This window comes from Xylanibacillus composti, assembly GCF_018403685.1.
GTDB lineage: Bacteria > Bacillota > Bacilli > Paenibacillales > K13 > Xylanibacillus > Xylanibacillus composti.
The window spans coordinates 58,529-78,091 of sequence record NZ_BOVK01000049.1 but is presented as its reverse complement, the minus strand read 5'-3'; the positions used below and the strand labels follow the sequence as shown (position 1 = coordinate 78,091).

Sequence of the window (19,563 nt, the reverse complement as noted above, 5' to 3'; positions counted from 1 at the left end):
CATAAATTTGGACTTGATCGCGGAATTATCATATACCTCCTGGGCTTACAAATGACCCCACCAAGACCGCACCGAGCAGTAAAAAAACAGCCTCCCCTTATAGAAGGAAGGCTGTTTGCTTTTTCACTTCTTATAACTCTTGATGAGATCCATGACTGCGTTCGTTATTTCCACGGCTTGGTACCCAAGCAAACTGATTACCGACACCGAGAACATCGCAATGATAGTTAGGCGCAACCATACCATTCCAACCGCCTCCTTCTTCTCAAATTAATGGATCGGAAGGAGTAGGACTGACATTATCCGCCTGATAGAATACGGCCAAAAGGTGCTCACGTATTCGAGGGACTGGGGCTGTGGATGGAAACTGGTCTAACATCAGGAGTGTCAACGGCACTAAGTTTAGGGCCGACGGCCAACCGCCTTGGTGCTTCTTGTTGTTGAAATGATCGTCATCGCTTGAGGTTGTATAGGCGCTAATTACATCATCGATAAGAAAAGCGTGTGTTCCGAAAATAGCTCCGTTGTGCAGGGAAGTATGAGAGGTGTTGAACATGATGATGAATGCAATGATACAGATACACCTGTTAGAAATCACCTTCACAGCTCATTCCCTCCCTCAACCTGTTGTCGTGGTTCTAGTTTACATCTTTACTGGACCGAAAGATAGTGCAGTGCCTTCGGCAACAAAGAAAGCTATTCTATTACTACTTGCCTGCTCGATATCTGCTGAAAAAGCAGTAGGGACCGGGGCAAAAATAGCGGAGGTGAGCAGAAAAGTTGACCGGACCAGTCGGTTGAATTTGTAACGGCCATCCATGTCCGTTAGAGCTGAAAAATCGTTCCTTCGATTTTCTAACGGTCTCCGATGTCCATTAGAGGCCAAAAACTGTCGTTTTGACCGGTCAATTCAGCGCTAACGGTCATCCGTGTCCGTCATAATGTCTAAAAACGCCCCATACGCCCTGTAACGGTCATCCGTGTCCGTTACAGTTACCCTTCCTAACGGCTATGTCAGCAGCAACGCTATCATCGGGAAGGTCGATCGGCAGTGGCCGAGTCTCAAGCCGGGCTGGTAGACTCTGTTGGTTCTGGCACGCGAGCCAACACAACCATGCCCACTACAAACAGAATGACAAGACTAAATACACCCATATTGGAATGACCCGTAATTTGTGCGGTCGCGCCGACCAGCAACGGCCCCATAATCGATGCAAATTTCCCGAAAATATTGTAGAAGCCAAAGAATTCGTTGGAATGCTCTTTCGGAATTATCTTGGCAAAGTAGGAGCGGCTTAGCGATTGAATGCCCCCTTGTGAGGTGGCAACGAGCATAGCCAGAATCCAAAAATCCAACGTTGTTTTCATGAAGAACGCATAAATGCAGACGATGATATACACGACAATACCGACATACAGCATCTTCTTGCCAGTAAATCTGTCTGACAGTTTGCCGTACAGCACAGCGAAAGGCGCAGCGACAACTTGTGTGACAAACAGAATCACCAGCAGATTGGTAGAGCTACTGCCAAGGTCTGTCCCATATGCTGTTGACATGGTAATAATTGTTCCTACACCGTCGATATAAAAGAAATAGGCAATTAAAAACAAAAATACGCTCCGATACTGTCTTATATTTCTAAGTGTTTTCCCAAGCCGTCTAAAGCTGTTGATCACCGGATTTTTCTCAGGCTCGATAAAGTACTTTTGCTGGACATTTTTTAGAAGAGAAATCGTAAACAATCCCCACCAAGCGGCTGTAATCAAAAAGGCAATCTTACTTGCCATAGTCGCGGAGAGGGGCAGAACCCCCTGCTGTGCCAAGATGATAATGACAATACTAAGGAGGAAGGGAATCGTACTCCCGATATAGCCCAAACCAAAGCCGCGGGCTGATACGGTATCCATTTTCTTCTCACTCGTGACATCTACAAGGAAAGCATCGTAGAACACATTGGACCCGGCAGAGCCGATCACGGTAAAGGTATAACAGATAAGCAAGAGCAGCCATTGGTCGGAGGGGATGAAGGCAAGCAATGCCGTAGAGAGAACGCCTACCAAAAAGAAGAATGTGAAAAACTTCTTCTTATACCCCCTATAATCAGCAATGGTTCCAAGGATGGGCCCGAGCATAGCCAATATGAACGTGGCAATCGCAATGGTATATCCTAAATAAGCCGTGGAATTGGCAGCGCTAATTCCAGCCTCTGTCGCTGCCGCTTTGTAAAATAGCGGGAAAACAGCAGTCGAGATAATGATGGAATAAGCGGAATTGGCCCAGTCATAGAACATCCAGCTGGTTTCTTGTTTCGTAAACCTCTTCATCAACCATTCCCCCTAATTAGGCGTATACTACCAATATGACATAAAACGATAGAAAATTAAGGGTTAATGATAAAAATTAATATATTCTTTAAAGTAGCAGAAAGAGCCCAATCCCTTCGCAACCTTATTTAGCAAGGATCGTCTAACTATATAGCTATTGTAAGGCTGTGAAAAAACGCAGGGAGATGAATGATTTGAAGAAAAAACTCGGTTTGCTTGGTATGCTCTTGAGCTTATTCTTTAGCACAGTTACAGTCGGCACCGCAGCATCCGCTGCGAATCAAATCCAAAGCTTCGAAGCGAATTCTCTTATTCGAGCAGATGGTTCTTATTGGGTGTGGGGGGGAACGTACACCGTACCTACGCAAATTACAGGATTAACGGATGTTGCTACCTCGTTCGGTCTCAATTATGTAACAAAATCGGATGGAACCGTATGGAAATGGGAAAGAACCTCTTCTCCTCAAGTCAACGTCTATCCTGTAGAGGGAGTATCGGATGTCCTTGCATCCAGTTATCACTCTCCATTGATTCTCGATGCGAACGGCCATGTATTCGTACTGCCTGAGCTTGACCAAGATGCAGGATCTGCGACACAGGCTGAACGGATACCGAATATCGATAACATACAGGATATTTCTGGATATTATAACGTCAGAGAAAGCCAATATCAGTGGCTCCTATTGAAAAAAGATGGCACCGTTCTGAAAAGTCTTGACTCTTATCGAACGTTTGAAGCTATCCCTGATCTGAATGAGGTTGTGGATATCGAAAGAAATTATGTGCTTAAATCTGACGGCACGGTTTGGGCATGGGCGAATGATTACAATCAGGCTTACACGGAGAACGACAAAGCTGCAGGACAAGAGCTAATAAAAATAGACGGCTTAAATCAGATTGAGCAGATGTATATCGGACAATATACGAACGTAGCGATCGATCGTCACGCCAGACTATGGTTCTGGGGAGGAACTGTGACAGGTTGGTCGGATGGAACAACTTATCACGAACAGCCAGAGCCTATCCTCATCACTTCAATTAGTGGCGTGAAAGATGCATTTATCCATGAACGGTCCATAGTAGTGTTTACCCAAGAGGGCAATCTGTCTCGCGCGTCATTTGAAGGTGAGCGTATGCCGAATGATCCGGAGTTTAGTTTGATTGCCTCGGATGTGGCCGCGGTTAAACATGGCGCCCGTCACGTGATCATGCAAAAAAAGGACGGTTCTCTATGGGGATGGGGCGTGAATAAAAATGCTGACTTGGGCTATGGCGATTTCCAATTCATGCATGACCCGCCTGTACCGGTCAAGCCGCCAATTGCTGTCGAGTTAAATGGCCATCCGGTTCAATTAAGCAATGGTGTGATCATAAAGAACGACCAAGCCTTCATCCCCATTCGATCAATCTTCGAGGACCTGGGCGCAGAGGTTTCGTGGGATATGATGACGAAAGTGGCAACCATATCGAAATCTCACCCTGTCGAAAGTCCTGTCGCCATCAGCGTCAGTTTCACAACTGGTGAATTGTCCTTGAACGACGAACAGATCATTTTAGAGAATCAACCTTTTATCAACGCCGGGACATCCTACTTGCCTTTGCGCTTCATCAGTCAATCCTTGGGTGCGCAAGTTGAATGGAATCAGCAAGCACAGAAGATATTTATAGAGATGGAAGAGACCAATAACTAACTCGTTGTCGATTTGCAGGAGGATGCTTACAAAGTATGGCGGCGTCAGGGCAATTCCCTGGCACCGCCATTCCCTCTTTTGTATCCCTATTTCGCACATATTACTCGAAGATGATCTCTCCGCCTTCTAACCGTAGCCTGTAATAATGATCCTGAGACGCTTCCTCAATATGATGGAATGCCCAATGACTCATCGACGCATCCGGCCAGGTTGGCTCTTCAATGTCATTCTGATGTGTAGTCTACTATCGGTTCTAAGTTGTTGATTTCTTGTCTCAAAATAAAATCTTGGGAATAACTAACGCTTTCTTCATCAAAAGGCGATTCAAAACCGAATATCTTAAAGTAATCCCCTTCTGGATAATAATAAATTTCGAATTCGTAAAAATCAGTTATATTAATGGTTGGTGAGTTATCTAAATGAACATAACTTTCCGAGAAGATAAGTTCTAATCCAATCTCGATTACAAAGTATCTAACCTCTACTCCATTGACTACATGTATGCTTATTTCGTTAAACAATCCATTCAATGTAAGAATTTTGAGTCTTCTAAACATGTAGCTGCCGCTGTTTAGTGGATGATGATAAGTTATTCCTTTATATAGCTCTGACAAATTACTTCTAGCTATGACGGTCTTGAACTTATTAAAAATAATATTACTTTCTGTCTGGATCACATTCGTGTTCAGCTTCTCACCAAGTATATCAACAAGTGCTATTTCATTATCAACTATGACCAACTCTTCGCCAAATAGGTCTCTGTATTCCTTAAATAGATAATCCGACTCAAATATTTTATCACCAGAAAAAAGGATCAACGTTTGCTCTGGAAATAATCTTTTATATTCAAGTATGTTCTCCCAGAGAATCACATCTTTAAACCCTTTATCGGTCTCTTTATCCTTCCCCAAGAATGGGGGGTATTGTTTTATCGCTCTGTTAATAAGCTTCTCAATTGGTATATCTGGATAGGATAAAACCTTTATTTCAGTATTAAATTTGTAGGATTGTAAATAGGCATTAAATAAATCTCGAAGGTAGTTGTCATAGTTAGTATCCTTGATAATTTCAAAACTATGGAATTTGTATTCTAACAGGTCATTTATTTTCCTATAGTAGGATTTGCTTTGTTGTTGCACTAATTCGTTGAGGACTATTTTCGGCACAAGCAGTTCTACTTTCCCGGAAAAAGCCCCATTAACTTCTATTGTATTGAGAACATGCTCAAGTCTTTTTATAAAATTCAATTCCTTAAAGTCTTTGAATGTACTTATAAATAAAGCATTTGTATCTAAAACCACACCTATATTCATTTAACCTTCCCCCTCTATTCTTCTATCTCATTTTCAGCGTCTCGCGCAGTCGTTGAAGGTCTCTCGTCGGGGGCAAACCAAACTTGCGAGTATACTCCCGGCTGAAATGAGAGGGTCTTTCGTATCCGAACCGGAATTTCGCCCGGCAGCGTAGCTGTAATCGAACACAAACAACGGCCATCCTTCAAGGATGGCCTACCTGTTGATAGGGCGATCCATCTTCCTCTTATACACAATCGTAAAGCCAATGATCAGCGGAACGAGCACAATCGTCGGCAGGAACCATACAAGCAAGCTTACCGAATCGACCTGCAACAGCCTCGGCGCTCCGAATACCGTAAAGGCCGTCACGGTTGCGATGCAGCAGGACAGCATGCCTACAATATGCTCAACGACCCAGTGGGATCTCGTCTTCGGGGCTTTCAGCCAATAGAGAAGCTGCGACCCCCCCAGAAACAATCCGAGCAGCGGGAAATACTGCAACAGCGGGAAGTCAATCGCAAAGCCGTAAATGGAAATGCCGATCCCTGCGCCGAACAGCAACGATGGAAACAATAAATCAACCGGATTCCGGTGACCCGCCTTGCGCCGTTTATAGCGAAGCACACGCACGCCATACCATGCGGTCGCAGAGCTCAAAATCGCAATAAACAGCAAAAACCACGAAAACGGAATCGCGTCCGCATCAGGGCCGGCGTCCCAAGTTAGGCGGTATATTCCCATAAAAAAAGCCGTTACCGAAACGGCGGCCATCGCCCACACATACACCCAGCCGACATTGTTATGCACGCGTCCTCCCTTTTTAGCCACGATCGGCAGCCAAAACACGCTTAACGCCAGAAATCCGCCAACAATGTGCGTCCATCGCATGATGTCGAATAACACTTGCATTCGGAAAACTCCTTCGATGTGTTCGCTATACACTTCCCACTATTAAAGTGAAACCTTCATGTGCTGCGTTAACTGAATAACTTCAAATCTATCATAGCACCGAAGCTCCAATTTGAAAAACCGAAATCTTGCATCAATGTTATATGCTAATTATATAACCATTCCGGGAGTGATCAACGATTATGGGGAAAAATGCAACATTATGCGATGGTTCGATTTTGGAAGTCGGGTTAGCTGGGTCCCGCTAGTCGTGCAGTAATGCTGCTTATTGCTAAAAAATCTGTTTACGGGCAAGAAGCTGAAAACTTAAAATTGTGGGGCGTTGACCCTGAGCTTGGAAACCATTTCGTTGAATGCTGTTCGCATCCTTGACATGAACTGTTCTTATCCCTCTTTCCATTCTCATTTATACCGAACATGCCTTTGCCTTCTTTGATGTCGAACTTCAATGATATTCGCTAAGATCAATACCGTGATTCCGCTCACCAATAAGACTATTTTTCCTGCAGGTGACATAGTCGCAATCCAAAGAAAAAACATCACCTCATCCTTCCTTTCCCGGTATCAAGCATTATTCTTTACTTATATGTACACAATATTACTTATAGGTAAATTATTCAACATAATTTTGTTTATGTACTACTGTTTGACATTCAAGTTCTTCCCCTACTCTTGATTGGAAAGGGGAAATTGCCCATGGCTTCAAATTTTCTTAGGATGGTCGGGGAACGAATACGGATCTTGCGAAAAGCAAAGGGGTTTACACAAGAAACGTTAGCGGAGAAGGCCGGCATCCATTACAGTTACATGTCCGGCATTGAAAATGCGGATCGCAATATATCGTTGGAAACATTAGAGAAGATCATTGTGGCCTTAGACGTTGCACCAGTCGAAGTGTTTCAATTTCATGAGTTGGATTTTCAGAAAGAGACCGCAGATGCCAAGGGTGCATTAAGCGCAGTTCAAACATTACTTGCGGGACGCAGTACAGCAGAAATTTTGACAGTGCTTCGTGTTGCAAAGGAGATATTAGAGGCTGTTGATGAGGCGAAGAGATGAAACCGGGAGCGATATTCTTAAGAGCTCGATCTCCCCATGCCATTTCATTATCGATTGGTGGCGCGAAACGCGCCACATTAATTCTGTCCCGCATGACTTAAGTCGACTATTTCGTTAAGCCTGGAATCGTCTGACTTCTTACCTGTCAGCTTTTTGTATAACTCCTTTACCAATTTAGTTCGGTTGCCCATCTCCCAATACTCCGCAGTTTCGGCTTTGACTTTAATTAAGATCAGATTGGGATCATCGCTGGTTGTCTCCAGCATTTTTTCGTAGGCGGCATTCCAAAATTCCTTTATTTTTTCTCTGCTGTCCACCAACTCCGCTGTTCCCCGAATCGACACATAGGATTTACCGACATAGGTTACATTCACATTCGGATTGTGAATCAGCTCATCATACTTCTCGGTGTCTTTCATCGTCAAAAACCACAAATCCCCATCAAATTCAACTTCTTGCGTCTTCATGGGACGAGACACCAAGCCTTGCTCCGCCACCGATGTCAGCATGGCAATGTCAATTCCTTTAATTAATTTTCTTACGGTTTCAATTGCATCCTGATCGGCTGCAGGTGTATTGGTCATATTCGGCACCTCACTTGGTTGTCATTGGCTATATTTTCTGCTAACTCTCCCCGAAATTATTCTCTGTTTCTTTTGCACCAGTTTGACAAACATAATACCCTATGTTACTTTTAACCTATGTTAATTATAACGAGGTGTGATGATGTCCATCCAATTAGCCATATTAGGCGTGCTGAGTTGGAAGCCCTCAACAGGATATGAATTAAAAAAGATTTTTGAGGATTCCTCCTTCATGTATTGGTCCGGTAATAATAATCAAATTTACAAAGCTCTTATGAAACTGGAAGATGAGGATTTAGTCACAAGTGAATTGGTCCATCAGGAGACCTCTCCTTCAAAAAAAATATATACCATAACAGAAGAAGGACTTAAGGAACTAAAAGAATGGCTTGTGTCATCCCCAGAAGCACCAGAGATAAAAAAAACATTTTTGGTGCAGCTTGCTTGGTCAGATATGCTAAGTAATCAAGAATTAAGTGAGGTACTCTCAAAATATGAAAATGAAATCAAACTGCAGTTGATTATGCAGAAGGAGAAATACAGGCGTAATCTTCATTCTCCTAATAGAAGCACCCGGGAAAGCTTACTATGGGAAATGATTTCAGAAAACATTATTTCAACCTATACTAATGAACTTAATTGGGTCCGTGAAACCCGTCAGAAGTTGTTTGAAAATGAAGGTATGGAGGAAAAAGAAAAAATGAACTATCAAATTAGAGAAATGGGAAATAAAAAATATATTGAATTCATCTCTACTACAGAACCTTTACGTACAGAGCATGATGCACTTGATCTAGTGGCTTTATGCTGGGAACATGAGATAAATGCGATTCTGATACATTATGCAGCCTTATCGGAAGACTTCTTCAATCTTAAAACCAAATTAGCCGGCGATATTATTCAGAAATTCATAAACTATGGTATAAAAGCTGCTGCTATTATTCCGCAGGAAACAATTCAGCAAGGCAGATTTAAGGAAATGGCCATGGAAACGAACAAAGGCAATCATTTTAGATTGTATGAAAGCAAGGAAGAAGCTGAAAAATGGCTTCTGGAATAGAGCATGAACAAGCAAGCCTCGCCTTCCCAGCCAGTCTGGGCATGAGCGAGGTTACTTCATTTTTACTCCTACGTCTAATTTCCCTACATCACAACATTGATCCTATGACAAAATTATGAAAGACTTGCAGCCCTTTTGCAGTATAAATTAAGTACGAACCTCTAGTTATACTAACTTTCTCTATCGCTAAGGAGTATTTTTCACAATGGACGATATATAATCGCACCAAAGTTACGCGGTTTAAGTTTACACCTTTTCGGAAATAATGTAATATACGATTAACGTTATTCAAGGAGTTGTGTTGAACATGAATTTCCTTACAGATGAAAAAATCTTAAAAGTACTTCGGGGCTACAATGAATGGTGGACCTCAAATAAAATGTCATCAGATTTAACAAAACCAGTAAAAAGACTTGCCTACTACGAAGCAAAAAAGATTTTTGAACACCCCCATATTAGGCGTGAAATCATCTTATCTGGTCCTCGACGCGTAGGGAAGACCACGATCATGTATCAGACAATTGATGATTGTTTACAGAAGGGCATTCCTCCAAAAAACATTCTGTATGTCTCTTTTGATCATCCGATGCTGAAATTATGTGATATCGGAAGGATTTTGGAGGTATTTCAAAACAATCTTAATCCCGATGAGCGAGAGCTATACTTTTTCTTTGATGAGATTCAATATGCACAGGATTGGGATCTTTGGTTAAAGACGCTTTATGATCGCAACCCTAGTTATCGCATCATGGCGACCGGGTCCGCAAGTCCAATTCTTGCAGAAAAGGCGAAAGAAAGCGGTGTAGGCCGCTGGACAACCATTCGAATCCCTACACTTTCGTTCTACGAGTATATTGACTTAATGGAAATACCCAAACCTGAGTTGTCCAAAAATGTGTTCCCCACAGCCCTGGGGACATTGGAACCGGCTAAGTTATCTCAACTTATGATGAGACTAGAGCCTCTCCAAAGGCATTTTCATCGCTATTTATTGGTCGGCGGATTTCCTGAGGTAGCATTATCAGACGATGTCGATTTGGCTCAAAAAATCATTAGGGAAGACGTGGTAGACAAAGTTCTCAAACGAGATATGGTGTCTCTTTTCCCCATCCGAAACGTTGCAGAATTAGAACAAATCTTCCTTTATCTCTGTATGATAAGTGGGAATATAGTCATTCAAGACACAATCGCCAAGGAAGTTGGAATCTCAAGGCAAACCGTCGCAAACTATATGGACTTCTTGGAACAAGCCAATTTAATATATAGAAGCCAGCCAACCGAGCAAACTGGAAAAAAGGTTTTAAAAGCAAAGCCTAAAATATATTTGGCAGATGCTGCTATCAGAAACGCCGTACTAATGATTGGGGAAGAAATCCTTACAGATCCGGTTGAAATGGGGATGATTATCGAAACAGCAATCTATAAACACGTACATTCTTCTAACTACTTAGATACCACTCATGTAGGGTACTTTCGTGATCCGAAAACAGAAAAAGAAATTGACATCATTGTAACTTACCGAACCCTATCTAAGATTTTAATTGAAGTAAAATATCGTGAAAATACAGGACTATCCACCAGGGAAGCCATTGTGGAATGGGCTAACGATGCCAAAACTGCTGCGGCTCTTGTCATTACTAAAAACAGCTCTGACTATGGCAATACCGACCATCCCACCAACTGCCCGATTACTAAAATCCCCGCCTTTGCATTCTTGTATTTGCTAGGCCATGCTGAATACACACGGTATCTGGAATCGATAAGGGCAAATTAATTTGCCCTTATTTATAATACGGTTTACTTTGTCGATGATTGTTTTTGGTTCACGGAAGGGCATGAGCGTTCCCTGCTTCATGATCTTTTCCAAATGATGCTGCTCAAGGTGGGGCTTCAGTTATGCACCATCGCTTGTCACAGGGACGCACCTTATAGAAGCTTTTTAAATACGACATCGAATTCCATTGATCTTTTTAACGTATTGTAAATAGGGGATTTGTTCAGCGCGCCGAAGCAAAAATCATCTAATTCATGATCCTCCATATCTGCAAATAGAAAAACAGTTACGCTAATCTTCCGGATAATCGGTTCTTCCTCGTACCCTTTGACACCGACCATGGTCAGCGGATTCTCCAGTGAAAGGTTCAATACCCCTTCCAATTCTTCGATAACGGAACCCTTTCTCTTGGACTGCTCCAGGAGCGTCAAGAGGATGCTGCTTAAGACTGAGCCGGCGAAGTATTCAAGACTGGTGACGGGTTCGTATTCCGAGTCAAAACTGATTTGCTTTTCGATCTGAAAGCTGTTTCTATTTGTATACACTTTGACGGTGGAGAGATCATTCGACGTTCCCCGAAAGCTCAGATCGAACACGCTAGACTCATACAATGTGTTTCTATCATCTGTTGACCGCTTCATCATTCTTGCTCCTTAGTATGGAAGCTGCTTCCGTTAAAGCGCGTATCTTGCCCGAGATATTGTCCAATACATTCACAGGACTATTGGCAAAGGTGGCAAAGCCGCAATCAGGATTTAACCATATGTTCTCCTTCGGCAGATAAGTCATCGCCTCCTCAACTCTGGCTAGGATAGCGTCCACCTTCTCCGTTTCGTCATTACGTGGATTCATCACGCCCAACCCCAATGCCGACTGCTCCACAATCCTGGAATCCGCCAATAAGGAACTTAGCTCCCCTGCCCTTGGCGTGGAGAATTCAAGGGTTAATAGGTCAGGATTCACCTTGGCAAACAACTCAAGCAGTGGCGTATACGGGCCTGTCAATAATATGCGCTCGTCCTTGCTCCAGTTGCCCCGGCAGACATGAAGAGAAGCAACCGTCCTGGTTCTATCGATATGATCCATAATCTGTCCAATCAAGGAACTGGCGAACTCCAGCTCTTCTTTGGGGTCCTTCCGCTCGGAAAGAGCCGCGCACATAAATGACCTTGGCTTTCCTTCTGTGAACACAACCTCGGTCAGAACCGGTTCATCCAATTGAATGACATCCACCCCGATGTCCACAAGGTTGTCTATCTCTTCCTTCATAATCTGGATTACATCTTGTCCAAGCTCTTCCTTGCTTCCATATACCTTGCCCGAGAGATTAGGAAGCCACATCGAGCGGGTGAGCAGATAGGGACCAGGCAGGGTGATCTTCACGGGCTTGTCGGTGAACTTCTTCATAGTCAGCAGCTCATTGGCGACTATATCACCCTTGTCATGCAGCTTGCCCACACAAATCGCATTCTTCATACTGACCGCGGGAACGTCAAGCGTGGTCAACATGTTCTCGAACGCTTTTTTGTCATCGATATAATCGAGCATTTCGCTCATGCTCATCATGCGAACGCCGCCAATTTTATCGGATACGAAGGACACATAGTTATCTCGTCCGAGCTCTCCGCTTGTTATGACGTCAATCCCCAAATCCTCCTGCAGCTTAATGACCTTTTGCGTTTCCCTTTCAATAAGCTGGTCGAAGTCGTGAGGCTCCATATTTCCTCTTCTTATCTTTCTTAAGGCGCTTAGAACCTCTTTGGATCTTGGCATGCTTCCTATTAAGGAAGTAGGAAATAGCGGTAGCTGCTTTTTCATAGGTTTTATCTCCCAAAGAACTTCAGGTAGTCATTGGCTTCACGCAATTGCTCAAATCCTGTGATTCTTCCTTCCACCCATTCCTTCAAGCCTTCCATATCCATCATCTTCTTATGCGCCTCATTGGTATAGTCCATTCGATGAAGCACCGTGTCCCATTCTCTGAACCTTTCCGTTGAAAAATCAGGATGAGCTACGAAGATGCAGTGGTCGAACAAAGCCGTGGTTTCTATGCATGCCAATTGATTGGCATCAATCGTGCCGTCCTTCTGCCAAGCTTCCCAGTTCAAATCCAGCGTTACAGCGGCGTCTACATCTCCCGCTTCCAATGCTCGAATGGCATCCAGCTCGCCTCCAACGTGGTCGCCATGGAGGCCAACGCCAATATCAAATCTTCTCTCCGTGTAGTCCACTTCATATTCAAGGCCATGCTGATGCAAATGGTTGATCGGAATCAATCTGGCTTGAGGAGAGTCTATAGCGCCAAAGCCGATGGTCTTGCCCCTCAACCCATCGAGGCTCGTGATGCCGCTGTCTTTTTTGACGATGAAGCAGGTTTTCCTGTCTCTGTCCGTATCTCTCATGGAACCCATCTGGCACTTGCCTTCGGTTCTCAAATAAGTATCCAACCATGCCAAAGGAGAATTCCAGGCGATGTCAATCTCCCGGTTCATCAATCCGTCAACCTGTCCTTCATAATCCTTATAGAAGACACATTCGATTTCAAGCCCTTCTTCTTTGAAAAAATCAGCGATAATCCCCCAAATTACGGTAACTCTCGGATCATAGATAACAGCTCCGACTTTCATTCTATCTTTGCTCAACAAGCTCACTCCTTATCTTTATGGGATCATCTGACCCGTTAATGCTTTGCCTAGCCAAACCGTCAGAACGTCGGCACTAGGAGCCATAATTTGACCTGCATACGCATCTCTTAAGAGCCTTTCCGTAGGAAGAGCCTTGTTGTAAGCTTTCCCCCCGCCCACTCTCATGGCAAGCCTGCCACATTCGATTGCCGCTTCTGAGGCGACAATTCTTGCCGACAATATCTTGGCGAGTGCATCCGATTCTCCGTTAGCGCCTGCTCTGGCAGCTTCTAATGTGATGGCCCTTGCAGCGGAGGCATGTTTATATATGTTGCCGATATGCACTTGAATGGTTTCAATATTAGAAAGGGTGCGGCCATCCGGATACTTCCTATTCGCAGCATGGCTGCTGGCTATTTCGAACATATGCATGGCTGTACCGCTATACACGGACCCCAGCCCTGTGATGAAGAATGGAGCGACCACATGGAATACCTGCTCTTCGCCCGAGCCTTCCGCACCGATACGGTAAGAGGAATCCAACGTCACGTCCTCTATACGAACTGGACAAGACGAATTCCCTCTCATTCCCAAGCCATCCCATTCGGACAATTCAAAGGACAAGCCTTTTGACTCCTTAGGGAACACCCAATTGTTGATCTTCCCTTCTTCCACAGATGGTGCGAGAACGAGATAGTAGGAAGCATAGTTCGCCGATGTAACCATGCTCTTCTTCCCATTAAACGTTGTGCTGTCCCCGTTAACCTCGGCACTCATTTCCGTCACATAAAAGTGGGTGCCCGATCCAAATTCGCTGTAAGCTAACGCCATGAACTTGCCGTTTTCAATAATGTCTGCGAAAATCTTCGCCTTCAGCTCGCTGCTTCCATGCGTGACGATACACATCACTGCAACATTGTGCATCATGTAGCAAAGCGCTGTAGTGGCGCAAGTCTCCGCGAATGCCAGACAAGCCTGGGCATGCTCTTCCAGTCCTTTGCCAAATCCGCCGTATTCCTCAGGTATAAGCAGTTTCAGAAATCCCTGTTCGCCTAGCTTCTCGAACGTTTCTTCAGGAAATTTCGACTCCTTGTCTGTTCTCTCCGTGTAGGGCAGTATGTAAGACTTTGCAAATTCCTTGCCTTCTTGATAAATCTGATTCATAGATTCTCTTCCTTTTCCTTGTATAATTCGTTGCCGTGCACATCCTCGAAATAAGCCGGTAAAAGCCTGCCTGGCAATGGTCCAATCGCTGCGTGCCAGCAAAAAGCTTCTAGTGAAATAGTACCATACTATAATCGGTTAATGATAGTTTATCATCAAGGCTATAACAAAATGTCATCAGCGCTTTTCCTGTCCGTTAGCGCTTCGATTATAGCGGCGATGCTTACAACGAAAAAAAAAACAATCCCCGCCCAATCAGCGGAGACTGCTCCAGTGGAGGATAAAGTACGTGATTTCAATCTATCAAACCTTAAACCGGTATCCCGCACCCCATACGGTTTCAATAAACTGATGCTGCGCCGGGTCTTTCTGAATCTTGTCACGAATCTTCCCGACATGGACCGTGACTGTAGCGGAATCGCCGAAGTGATCGATCCCCCATACTTTATCCAGCAGCGCCTCCTTGGAATAGACCCGATCCGGGTTTTCCGCGAGGAATAGCAGCAGGTCGAACTCTTTCGCGGTCAGCGAGATTTCTTCGCCGTGCAGGGTCACCCGTCTGGCGTCGACCTGAATCACAAGTCCGCGAATGTTCAGCTCGCGCGACTTCCGGGCAGACGAAGAACCGGCGCCCGCTGCGGCCCCGGTCAATCGGTCATACCGTTCGAGGTGGGCCTTCACCCGCGCAACGAGCTCCGACGGGCTGAACGGCTTCGTTACATAATCGTCCGCGCCCAGTCCCAATCCTCTTATCTTATCGATATCCTCCTTGCGAGCGGATACCATCAATACCGGAATAAACTTCGTCTCCCGGACCCGTCGCAAGATGTCGAAGCCGTCCATACCCGGCAGCATGACGTCCAGAATGATGAGGTCGTAATCTAGCTCCAGTGCCTCCTTCAGCGCCTGTTCGCCGTCTGCCCGAAGGGTAACCTCATAACCATGAACCTCAAGGTAGTCCCGCTCCAGCTCAGCAATCGCTTGATCGTCCTCAACGATTAATACTTTTCGCTTCGACATCGCACACTCTCCCGTCACGATCTATCCTGATTGATTGGGATGGTAAACATCACCGTCATGGACCTCCCCGGCTCGCTTCTTGCGTGAATGATGCCGCCATGATAGGCAACGATCTGCTTCGCAATGGCAAGACCCAATCCGGAGCCGGCCACATTCTGATTCCGGTTCGCATCCCCGCGATAGAATCGGTCGAAAATCCGTTCCAGTTCATCCGGTTCCATTCCCGGTCCATTATCCGTAACCGCGATCACCCATTCCTCTGCTTGCCGGCCGAAATGCACGTGGACATGGGGTTTTGGATCGTTCACAAACTTCACCGAATTGCCGACGATGTTAAGAATGACACGCTTAATCATCGAGGCATCCATCCTCGCAACAGCGTCAGATCCAGCCTCATACTCACTCGTCAGACGCACTCCCGCACTCTCGTATTCCATGTGCAGCTCATTCATCGTTTGCCGATAAAACTCTTCCAGCTGCACCGCTTCCAGGTGGAATCTCTCCTGATCCAAATCCAGCTTGGAGAACAGGAACAGATCGTCGATCATACGGTCCATATCCAGCGTCTTCGAATGAATCACATCTATATACTTCTTCAGCTTCTCCGGATCGTTCGCGATCCCTTCCCGAATCCCTTCCACATAGCCCTTGATCGAGGTCAGCGGTGTCTTCAGATCATGCGAAATATTGGAGACCAGCTGCTTGCGATTTTCCTCCAAGGCTAATTGCGCGCCAATCGATCGCTGCAGCTCGCTGCGCATCTTCTCGTACGAGCGGATGACGCTGCCCACCTCATTGCGCACGTTCGTATGAAGGCTAAAGTTCAGGTCCCCTTCCGCAATACGTCGGGAGCCCTGTTCAAGCTGCCGCAGCGGCCGAATGATGTCCTTCGTCGTAATCCACAGCAACGGAACCAGGATGATTCCGAGTACGACGGCAACGACAAGAAGCAAGAAGAACTGGAATTGATGGCTCTTTTTCTCCGTATCGGTTACATCGGCGACGAGAAAATACGACAAGGGTTCGTCGATCTCGGGAAAATCGTACCGCACAGCAAGCAATTCCCGCCCTTCCCACGTGCTCACCACAAGTGCTTCATCCTTGTGCTGACCCGGAGCAGAGATATCCCGCTTCAGCTGGGCAAGGAATGGCTCTCCTTCGCTTAATGCTCCGTAGCTTTCCCACCGTTCCCCTTGCCGGACAACAAGGAAGCCCCCGAACGGCTCCAGCTGATTTCCAAGCATGTTCGCGAATGCGGGAGACGTCAGCTTCTCCGGTGTATAGCGCTCCGCATAGCGCAGCTCTACGATCAGATCGATCCCCCGATGGAACGCCTCTTCCGCTGTCTGCTCCTTCACAATGCCGCTCCCAATATAGGAAAGGACTGCCGTGACGATTCCAATTCCCGTCACTGTAACGATAATCGCTGTGAATAAGATGCCGAACAAGTACGTTAAAATAAGTTTCAGTCGAATAGACATACGTTAGATTTCTTTCCTTTGGAAGGCCAATAAGCCCAATATAGTGCCAATGATATAGTAAACGACCATGAATAGCAACGCCGTAATCGCAGGGCCTGCCTCGCCTTTGTACAGGAGCGGCCGCATCCAATCCGCGAAATCAGTCACGAAGAACCGGTTCAGCTGTGGCTCGAACAATCCGATGACGCCCATCGCCATCCACAGCACGACGCTGACCACGAGGCCGGCCCCTCCGCTCCCCGTCCATAAAGCAACCGTATTGGCCAGCACCACCAGCAGGCCGCAGAACACGATGGCGCCGCCGACCTCCGCAAGACTCGCCCCAACCACGGACAAATCCGATATGCCCGTCAGTACCAAGCTTCCTATCAGCAGCGGCACGAACAGACTCATGACAATCAAGGCGCCGGCCGTCCAACCCGCAAGCATCTTTCCCAGGAAGATAATCTCCCGGCTGAGCGGCAGCTTCAGCGCGTTTTTTATCATCCTCGCTTTGAACTCGGAAATCATGAGATCGCTGCCGAGCGACACCATGAATAGAGGCAACACCGTAACGAGCAACAGCTCCAGTGCAACCACAGTGAGATTACCGTTCAGTCCGAGGCGGTCACCCGCGAAGACGAAGACGATACCGATGAGGAAGGCGAGCAGGAGCAGCATCTTCAGCTTGCCGCCACGGAACAGCTTGCGCAGCTCTTCTCCGGTGAAGTATAGGAATGATGCGTTCATGCAGCTCCCCTCCTCCCCTTGGCCACGCAGTGCAAATAATACTCCTCTACGCTTGAGAACAGCTGCCGTATCTGTTCGGCTCCAGCGGTTTCGATTTGCTGCCCGTCATGAAGGATGCACACGTGTGTAATCCAGTCCTCGATGTCGTGTACTTGATGCGAGGAGACGATGATACTCATGCCCGTTTCCGATACAAGGCTGCGCAGCATCGTGGTGAGCTCCCATCGACCCTCGATGTCCATCCCTGAGAACGGCTCATCGAGGATCAGAAGCTTCGGCTGATGAAGCAGCACGCTGGCGAGCTCGATCCGCTGCTTCATGCCGGTGGAGTACTTCTTGATTTTAAGCTTTTGATGCGGTGCCATGCCCACAAGATCCAGCGTCTGCTGCATACGCGCTTCGTCAATGCCGGGATACAGCTTTGCATAGAGCTTCAAATAGTCGTAGCCTGTGAGATAGGCATAGGGTGTCGGCTCTCCGATCATCAGGCCCATGTGCTGCTTGGTCAGATCGGGCCGATCCGCAACGGATACGCCGTTCCAAAGCGATTCCCCGCGTTCCGTCCTGATCCAGCCGGCCATCGCCTGCATCGCCGTCGTCTTCCCGGCGCCGTTTGGACCCAGCAAGGCGACAACCTCACCGGCGTTCACCGTGAGGTTGAGCCCTTGGATACCTCGGCCGCCGGGGTAGACCTTCGTCAGATTTTTGACTTCCAACATAAGCAAGGTCCCTCCCGGAATTGTGGCATTAACCGCGATTTTCGAATTGAGCCGCGTCGATCACTTCAATGGACTTGCCGGCAGAGTCGTACATGTCTGGCGTCGTTGCGTTGATGCCGCCAAGCTCACCTGCACCTTCTATTTCCACACGTCGGATCACGCCCGCTTCGTCCTTGCCGCTCACTTCAACCTTGCCTTGCACGCTTTGCACCTGGTTGTTCGCATCGACCGTCATCTGCAGGAGTACGCGTTCTATCGCTACATCCTCCGTCAGTTCCGGCAATAGCGCTGCGAGTTCAGCTTGGTCGAAGCCTTGGAAGAAAGGCAGCTCCATCACACGCTCCCATTCTGCCGACACTGCAGGAGTGTGGTTGCGTTCATTCTTGTCCGCAGCCAATGCCACATCCATCAGCAAACGTACGGGAAGCGGAAGCTCTTCCTTGCTAATGTCGACCGTAATTGTCTTCGAACCATTCGCATACTCCTCCAAGCTGAATTCGTTCTTAAGGTCGCCTGCCATATAATCGAGAAGCGCTTCTTCCGCTTTGTTCATGGAACGATGGTGGGAGCCCCTCTCATCCCGCCATTCATGCTGCTTGCTGCCGTGGTCATGATCCGCATGGATCACCTGATAATGCAGATCGTGCGTCCGGTCTACCAGATAGATCGTTTCGGCATCGCTGCTGTACATGCTGCCGCTGCGCTCGATACCCATGAGCGTAATGTCGAAGTCGCTGCTTACGCTCTGCTTGTCTCCCTTTGCCTCCACTTTCGTCTCGCCGCCCAGCTTCAGCACCGTCTCGCCGTCGACCTTAACTGCAAAGCTCCCTCGAACGGTCGCACTCTCCATCGCTTCTCCCGACTGATGGTTCGCCTTCAGCACCTCTTTGAACGCGTCATAACCCGGGGTGTTCGGGGCCGACGCGAACGCTGTCACCGTAAACAAACTCAATGCAACAACTGCCGCGCCAATCATCCACACTTTGACTTTACTCTTCTTTTTCATCTCTAACTCACTCCTTTAAGGGTGTATGGTTTCTCTCTTGCCTACACCCTTAGTCTAAAGGAGGAGTCTAAATTCCCTCGAAAGCAATTCTAAAAAGTTTCTAAAATCGGAACATGTTTGATA

Annotated in this window: 19 protein-coding genes; 5 read left to right on the top strand and 14 right to left on the bottom strand. The window is 46.5% G+C overall.

The features are described from left to right. Positions 1-123: 123 nt before the first annotated feature. Positions 124-246, bottom strand: a complete 123-nt coding sequence (locus XYCOK13_RS22175) for a hypothetical protein (protein ID WP_280520914.1) — start codon at positions 244-246, stop codon at positions 124-126. A 308-nt stretch (positions 247-554) separates the two neighbouring features. Between XYCOK13_RS22175 and XYCOK13_RS16435 the strand changes: the two genes are divergently transcribed. Then, positions 555-809: a hypothetical protein gene (locus XYCOK13_RS16435; RefSeq protein ID WP_213413322.1), complete on the top strand. Its 255-nt coding sequence runs from the start codon at positions 555-557 to the stop codon at positions 807-809. Positions 810-1,062: 253 nt separating this feature from the next. Here XYCOK13_RS16435 and XYCOK13_RS16430 read toward each other — a convergent pair whose 3' ends face one another. Next, entirely contained in the window at positions 1,063-2,328 is a 1,266-nt protein-coding gene (locus XYCOK13_RS16430) for an MFS transporter (RefSeq protein ID WP_244865211.1), read from the bottom strand. Positions 2,329-2,519: 191 nt separating this feature from the next. On the opposite strand from XYCOK13_RS16430, the gene XYCOK13_RS16425 reads away from it, so the two are divergent. Further along, positions 2,520-4,016, top strand: a complete 1,497-nt coding sequence (locus XYCOK13_RS16425; protein ID WP_213413320.1) for a stalk domain-containing protein — start codon at positions 2,520-2,522, stop codon at positions 4,014-4,016. A gap of 224 nt (positions 4,017-4,240) precedes the next feature. On the opposite strand, the gene XYCOK13_RS16420 is transcribed toward XYCOK13_RS16425, so the two are convergent. Continuing rightward, positions 4,241-5,329, bottom strand: a complete 1,089-nt coding sequence (locus XYCOK13_RS16420; RefSeq protein WP_213413319.1) for a PIN domain-containing protein — start codon at positions 5,327-5,329, stop codon at positions 4,241-4,243. Between the two features lie 195 nt (positions 5,330-5,524). Further along, positions 5,525-6,220, bottom strand: a complete 696-nt coding sequence (locus tag XYCOK13_RS16415; RefSeq protein WP_213413318.1) for a DUF2306 domain-containing protein — start codon at positions 6,218-6,220, stop codon at positions 5,525-5,527. 696 nt (positions 6,221-6,916) lie between these two features. On the opposite strand from XYCOK13_RS16415, the gene XYCOK13_RS16410 reads away from it, so the two are divergent. Next, positions 6,917-7,279 carry a helix-turn-helix domain-containing protein gene (locus tag XYCOK13_RS16410; protein ID WP_213413317.1) on the top strand — a complete coding sequence of 121 codons (363 nt, stop codon included), beginning with the start codon at positions 6,917-6,919 and terminating at the stop codon, positions 7,277-7,279. A gap of 77 nt (positions 7,280-7,356) precedes the next feature. On the opposite strand, the gene XYCOK13_RS16405 is transcribed toward XYCOK13_RS16410, so the two are convergent. Then, the gene (locus XYCOK13_RS16405) at positions 7,357-7,863 is read right to left on the bottom strand and encodes a pyridoxamine 5'-phosphate oxidase family protein (RefSeq protein ID WP_213413316.1); all 507 of its coding nucleotides are present in this window, start codon (positions 7,861-7,863) and stop codon (positions 7,357-7,359) included. A gap of 142 nt (positions 7,864-8,005) precedes the next feature. Here XYCOK13_RS16405 and XYCOK13_RS16400 point away from each other — a divergent pair, with 142 nt between their 5' ends. Both XYCOK13_RS16400 and XYCOK13_RS16395 read left to right on the top strand, forming a co-directional pair. Beyond that, positions 8,006-8,923 (top strand): PadR family transcriptional regulator, encoded by a 918-nt coding sequence (locus tag XYCOK13_RS16400; RefSeq protein ID WP_213413315.1) that lies wholly within the window; start codon positions 8,006-8,008, stop codon positions 8,921-8,923. A 307-nt stretch (positions 8,924-9,230) separates the two neighbouring features. After that, positions 9,231-10,697 carry an ATP-binding protein gene (locus XYCOK13_RS16395; RefSeq protein WP_213413314.1) on the top strand — a complete coding sequence of 489 codons (1,467 nt, stop codon included), beginning with the start codon at positions 9,231-9,233 and terminating at the stop codon, positions 10,695-10,697. Positions 10,698-10,849: 152 nt separating this feature from the next. On the opposite strand, the gene XYCOK13_RS16390 is transcribed toward XYCOK13_RS16395, so the two are convergent. The 9 genes from XYCOK13_RS16390 to XYCOK13_RS16350 form a co-directional block, all read right to left on the bottom strand. Next, positions 10,850-11,338, bottom strand: a complete 489-nt coding sequence (locus tag XYCOK13_RS16390; protein WP_213413313.1) for an OsmC family protein — start codon at positions 11,336-11,338, stop codon at positions 10,850-10,852. After that, complete coding sequence (locus XYCOK13_RS16385) at positions 11,319-12,515, bottom strand: cobalamin-independent methionine synthase II family protein (RefSeq protein WP_213413312.1); 1,197 nt, start codon at positions 12,513-12,515, stop codon at positions 11,319-11,321. Before XYCOK13_RS16385 ends, XYCOK13_RS16390 begins: the two co-directional genes overlap by 20 nt. Positions 12,516-12,520: 5 nt before the next feature. Further along, on the bottom strand, positions 12,521-13,339 hold the full coding sequence (locus XYCOK13_RS16380; protein WP_213413311.1) for a phosphate/phosphite/phosphonate ABC transporter substrate-binding protein: 819 nt from the start codon (positions 13,337-13,339) through the stop codon (positions 12,521-12,523). An 18-nt stretch (positions 13,340-13,357) separates the two neighbouring features. Beyond that, complete coding sequence (locus tag XYCOK13_RS16375) at positions 13,358-14,485, bottom strand: acyl-CoA dehydrogenase family protein (RefSeq protein WP_213413310.1); 1,128 nt, start codon at positions 14,483-14,485, stop codon at positions 13,358-13,360. Between the two features lie 303 nt (positions 14,486-14,788). After that, the gene (locus tag XYCOK13_RS16370) at positions 14,789-15,505 is read right to left on the bottom strand and encodes a response regulator transcription factor (RefSeq protein WP_213413309.1); all 717 of its coding nucleotides are present in this window, start codon (positions 15,503-15,505) and stop codon (positions 14,789-14,791) included. A gap of 14 nt (positions 15,506-15,519) precedes the next feature. Continuing rightward, positions 15,520-16,986, bottom strand: coding sequence for a sensor histidine kinase (locus XYCOK13_RS16365; protein WP_213413308.1), 1,467 nt, complete (start codon positions 16,984-16,986; stop codon positions 15,520-15,522). A 3-nt stretch (positions 16,987-16,989) separates the two neighbouring features. Continuing rightward, a complete protein-coding gene (locus XYCOK13_RS16360) occupies positions 16,990-17,715 on the bottom strand; it encodes an ABC transporter permease (protein ID WP_213413307.1) in 726 nt (241 codons plus the stop codon). After that, positions 17,712-18,434 carry an ABC transporter ATP-binding protein gene (locus XYCOK13_RS16355; RefSeq protein ID WP_213413306.1) on the bottom strand — a complete coding sequence of 241 codons (723 nt, stop codon included), beginning with the start codon at positions 18,432-18,434 and terminating at the stop codon, positions 17,712-17,714. The genes XYCOK13_RS16360 and XYCOK13_RS16355 overlap by 4 nt, the downstream gene beginning before the upstream one ends. 28 nt (positions 18,435-18,462) lie before the next feature. After that, positions 18,463-19,440, bottom strand: coding sequence for a hypothetical protein (locus tag XYCOK13_RS16350; protein ID WP_213413305.1), 978 nt, complete (start codon positions 19,438-19,440; stop codon positions 18,463-18,465). Between the last annotated feature and the right edge of the window lie 123 nt (positions 19,441-19,563).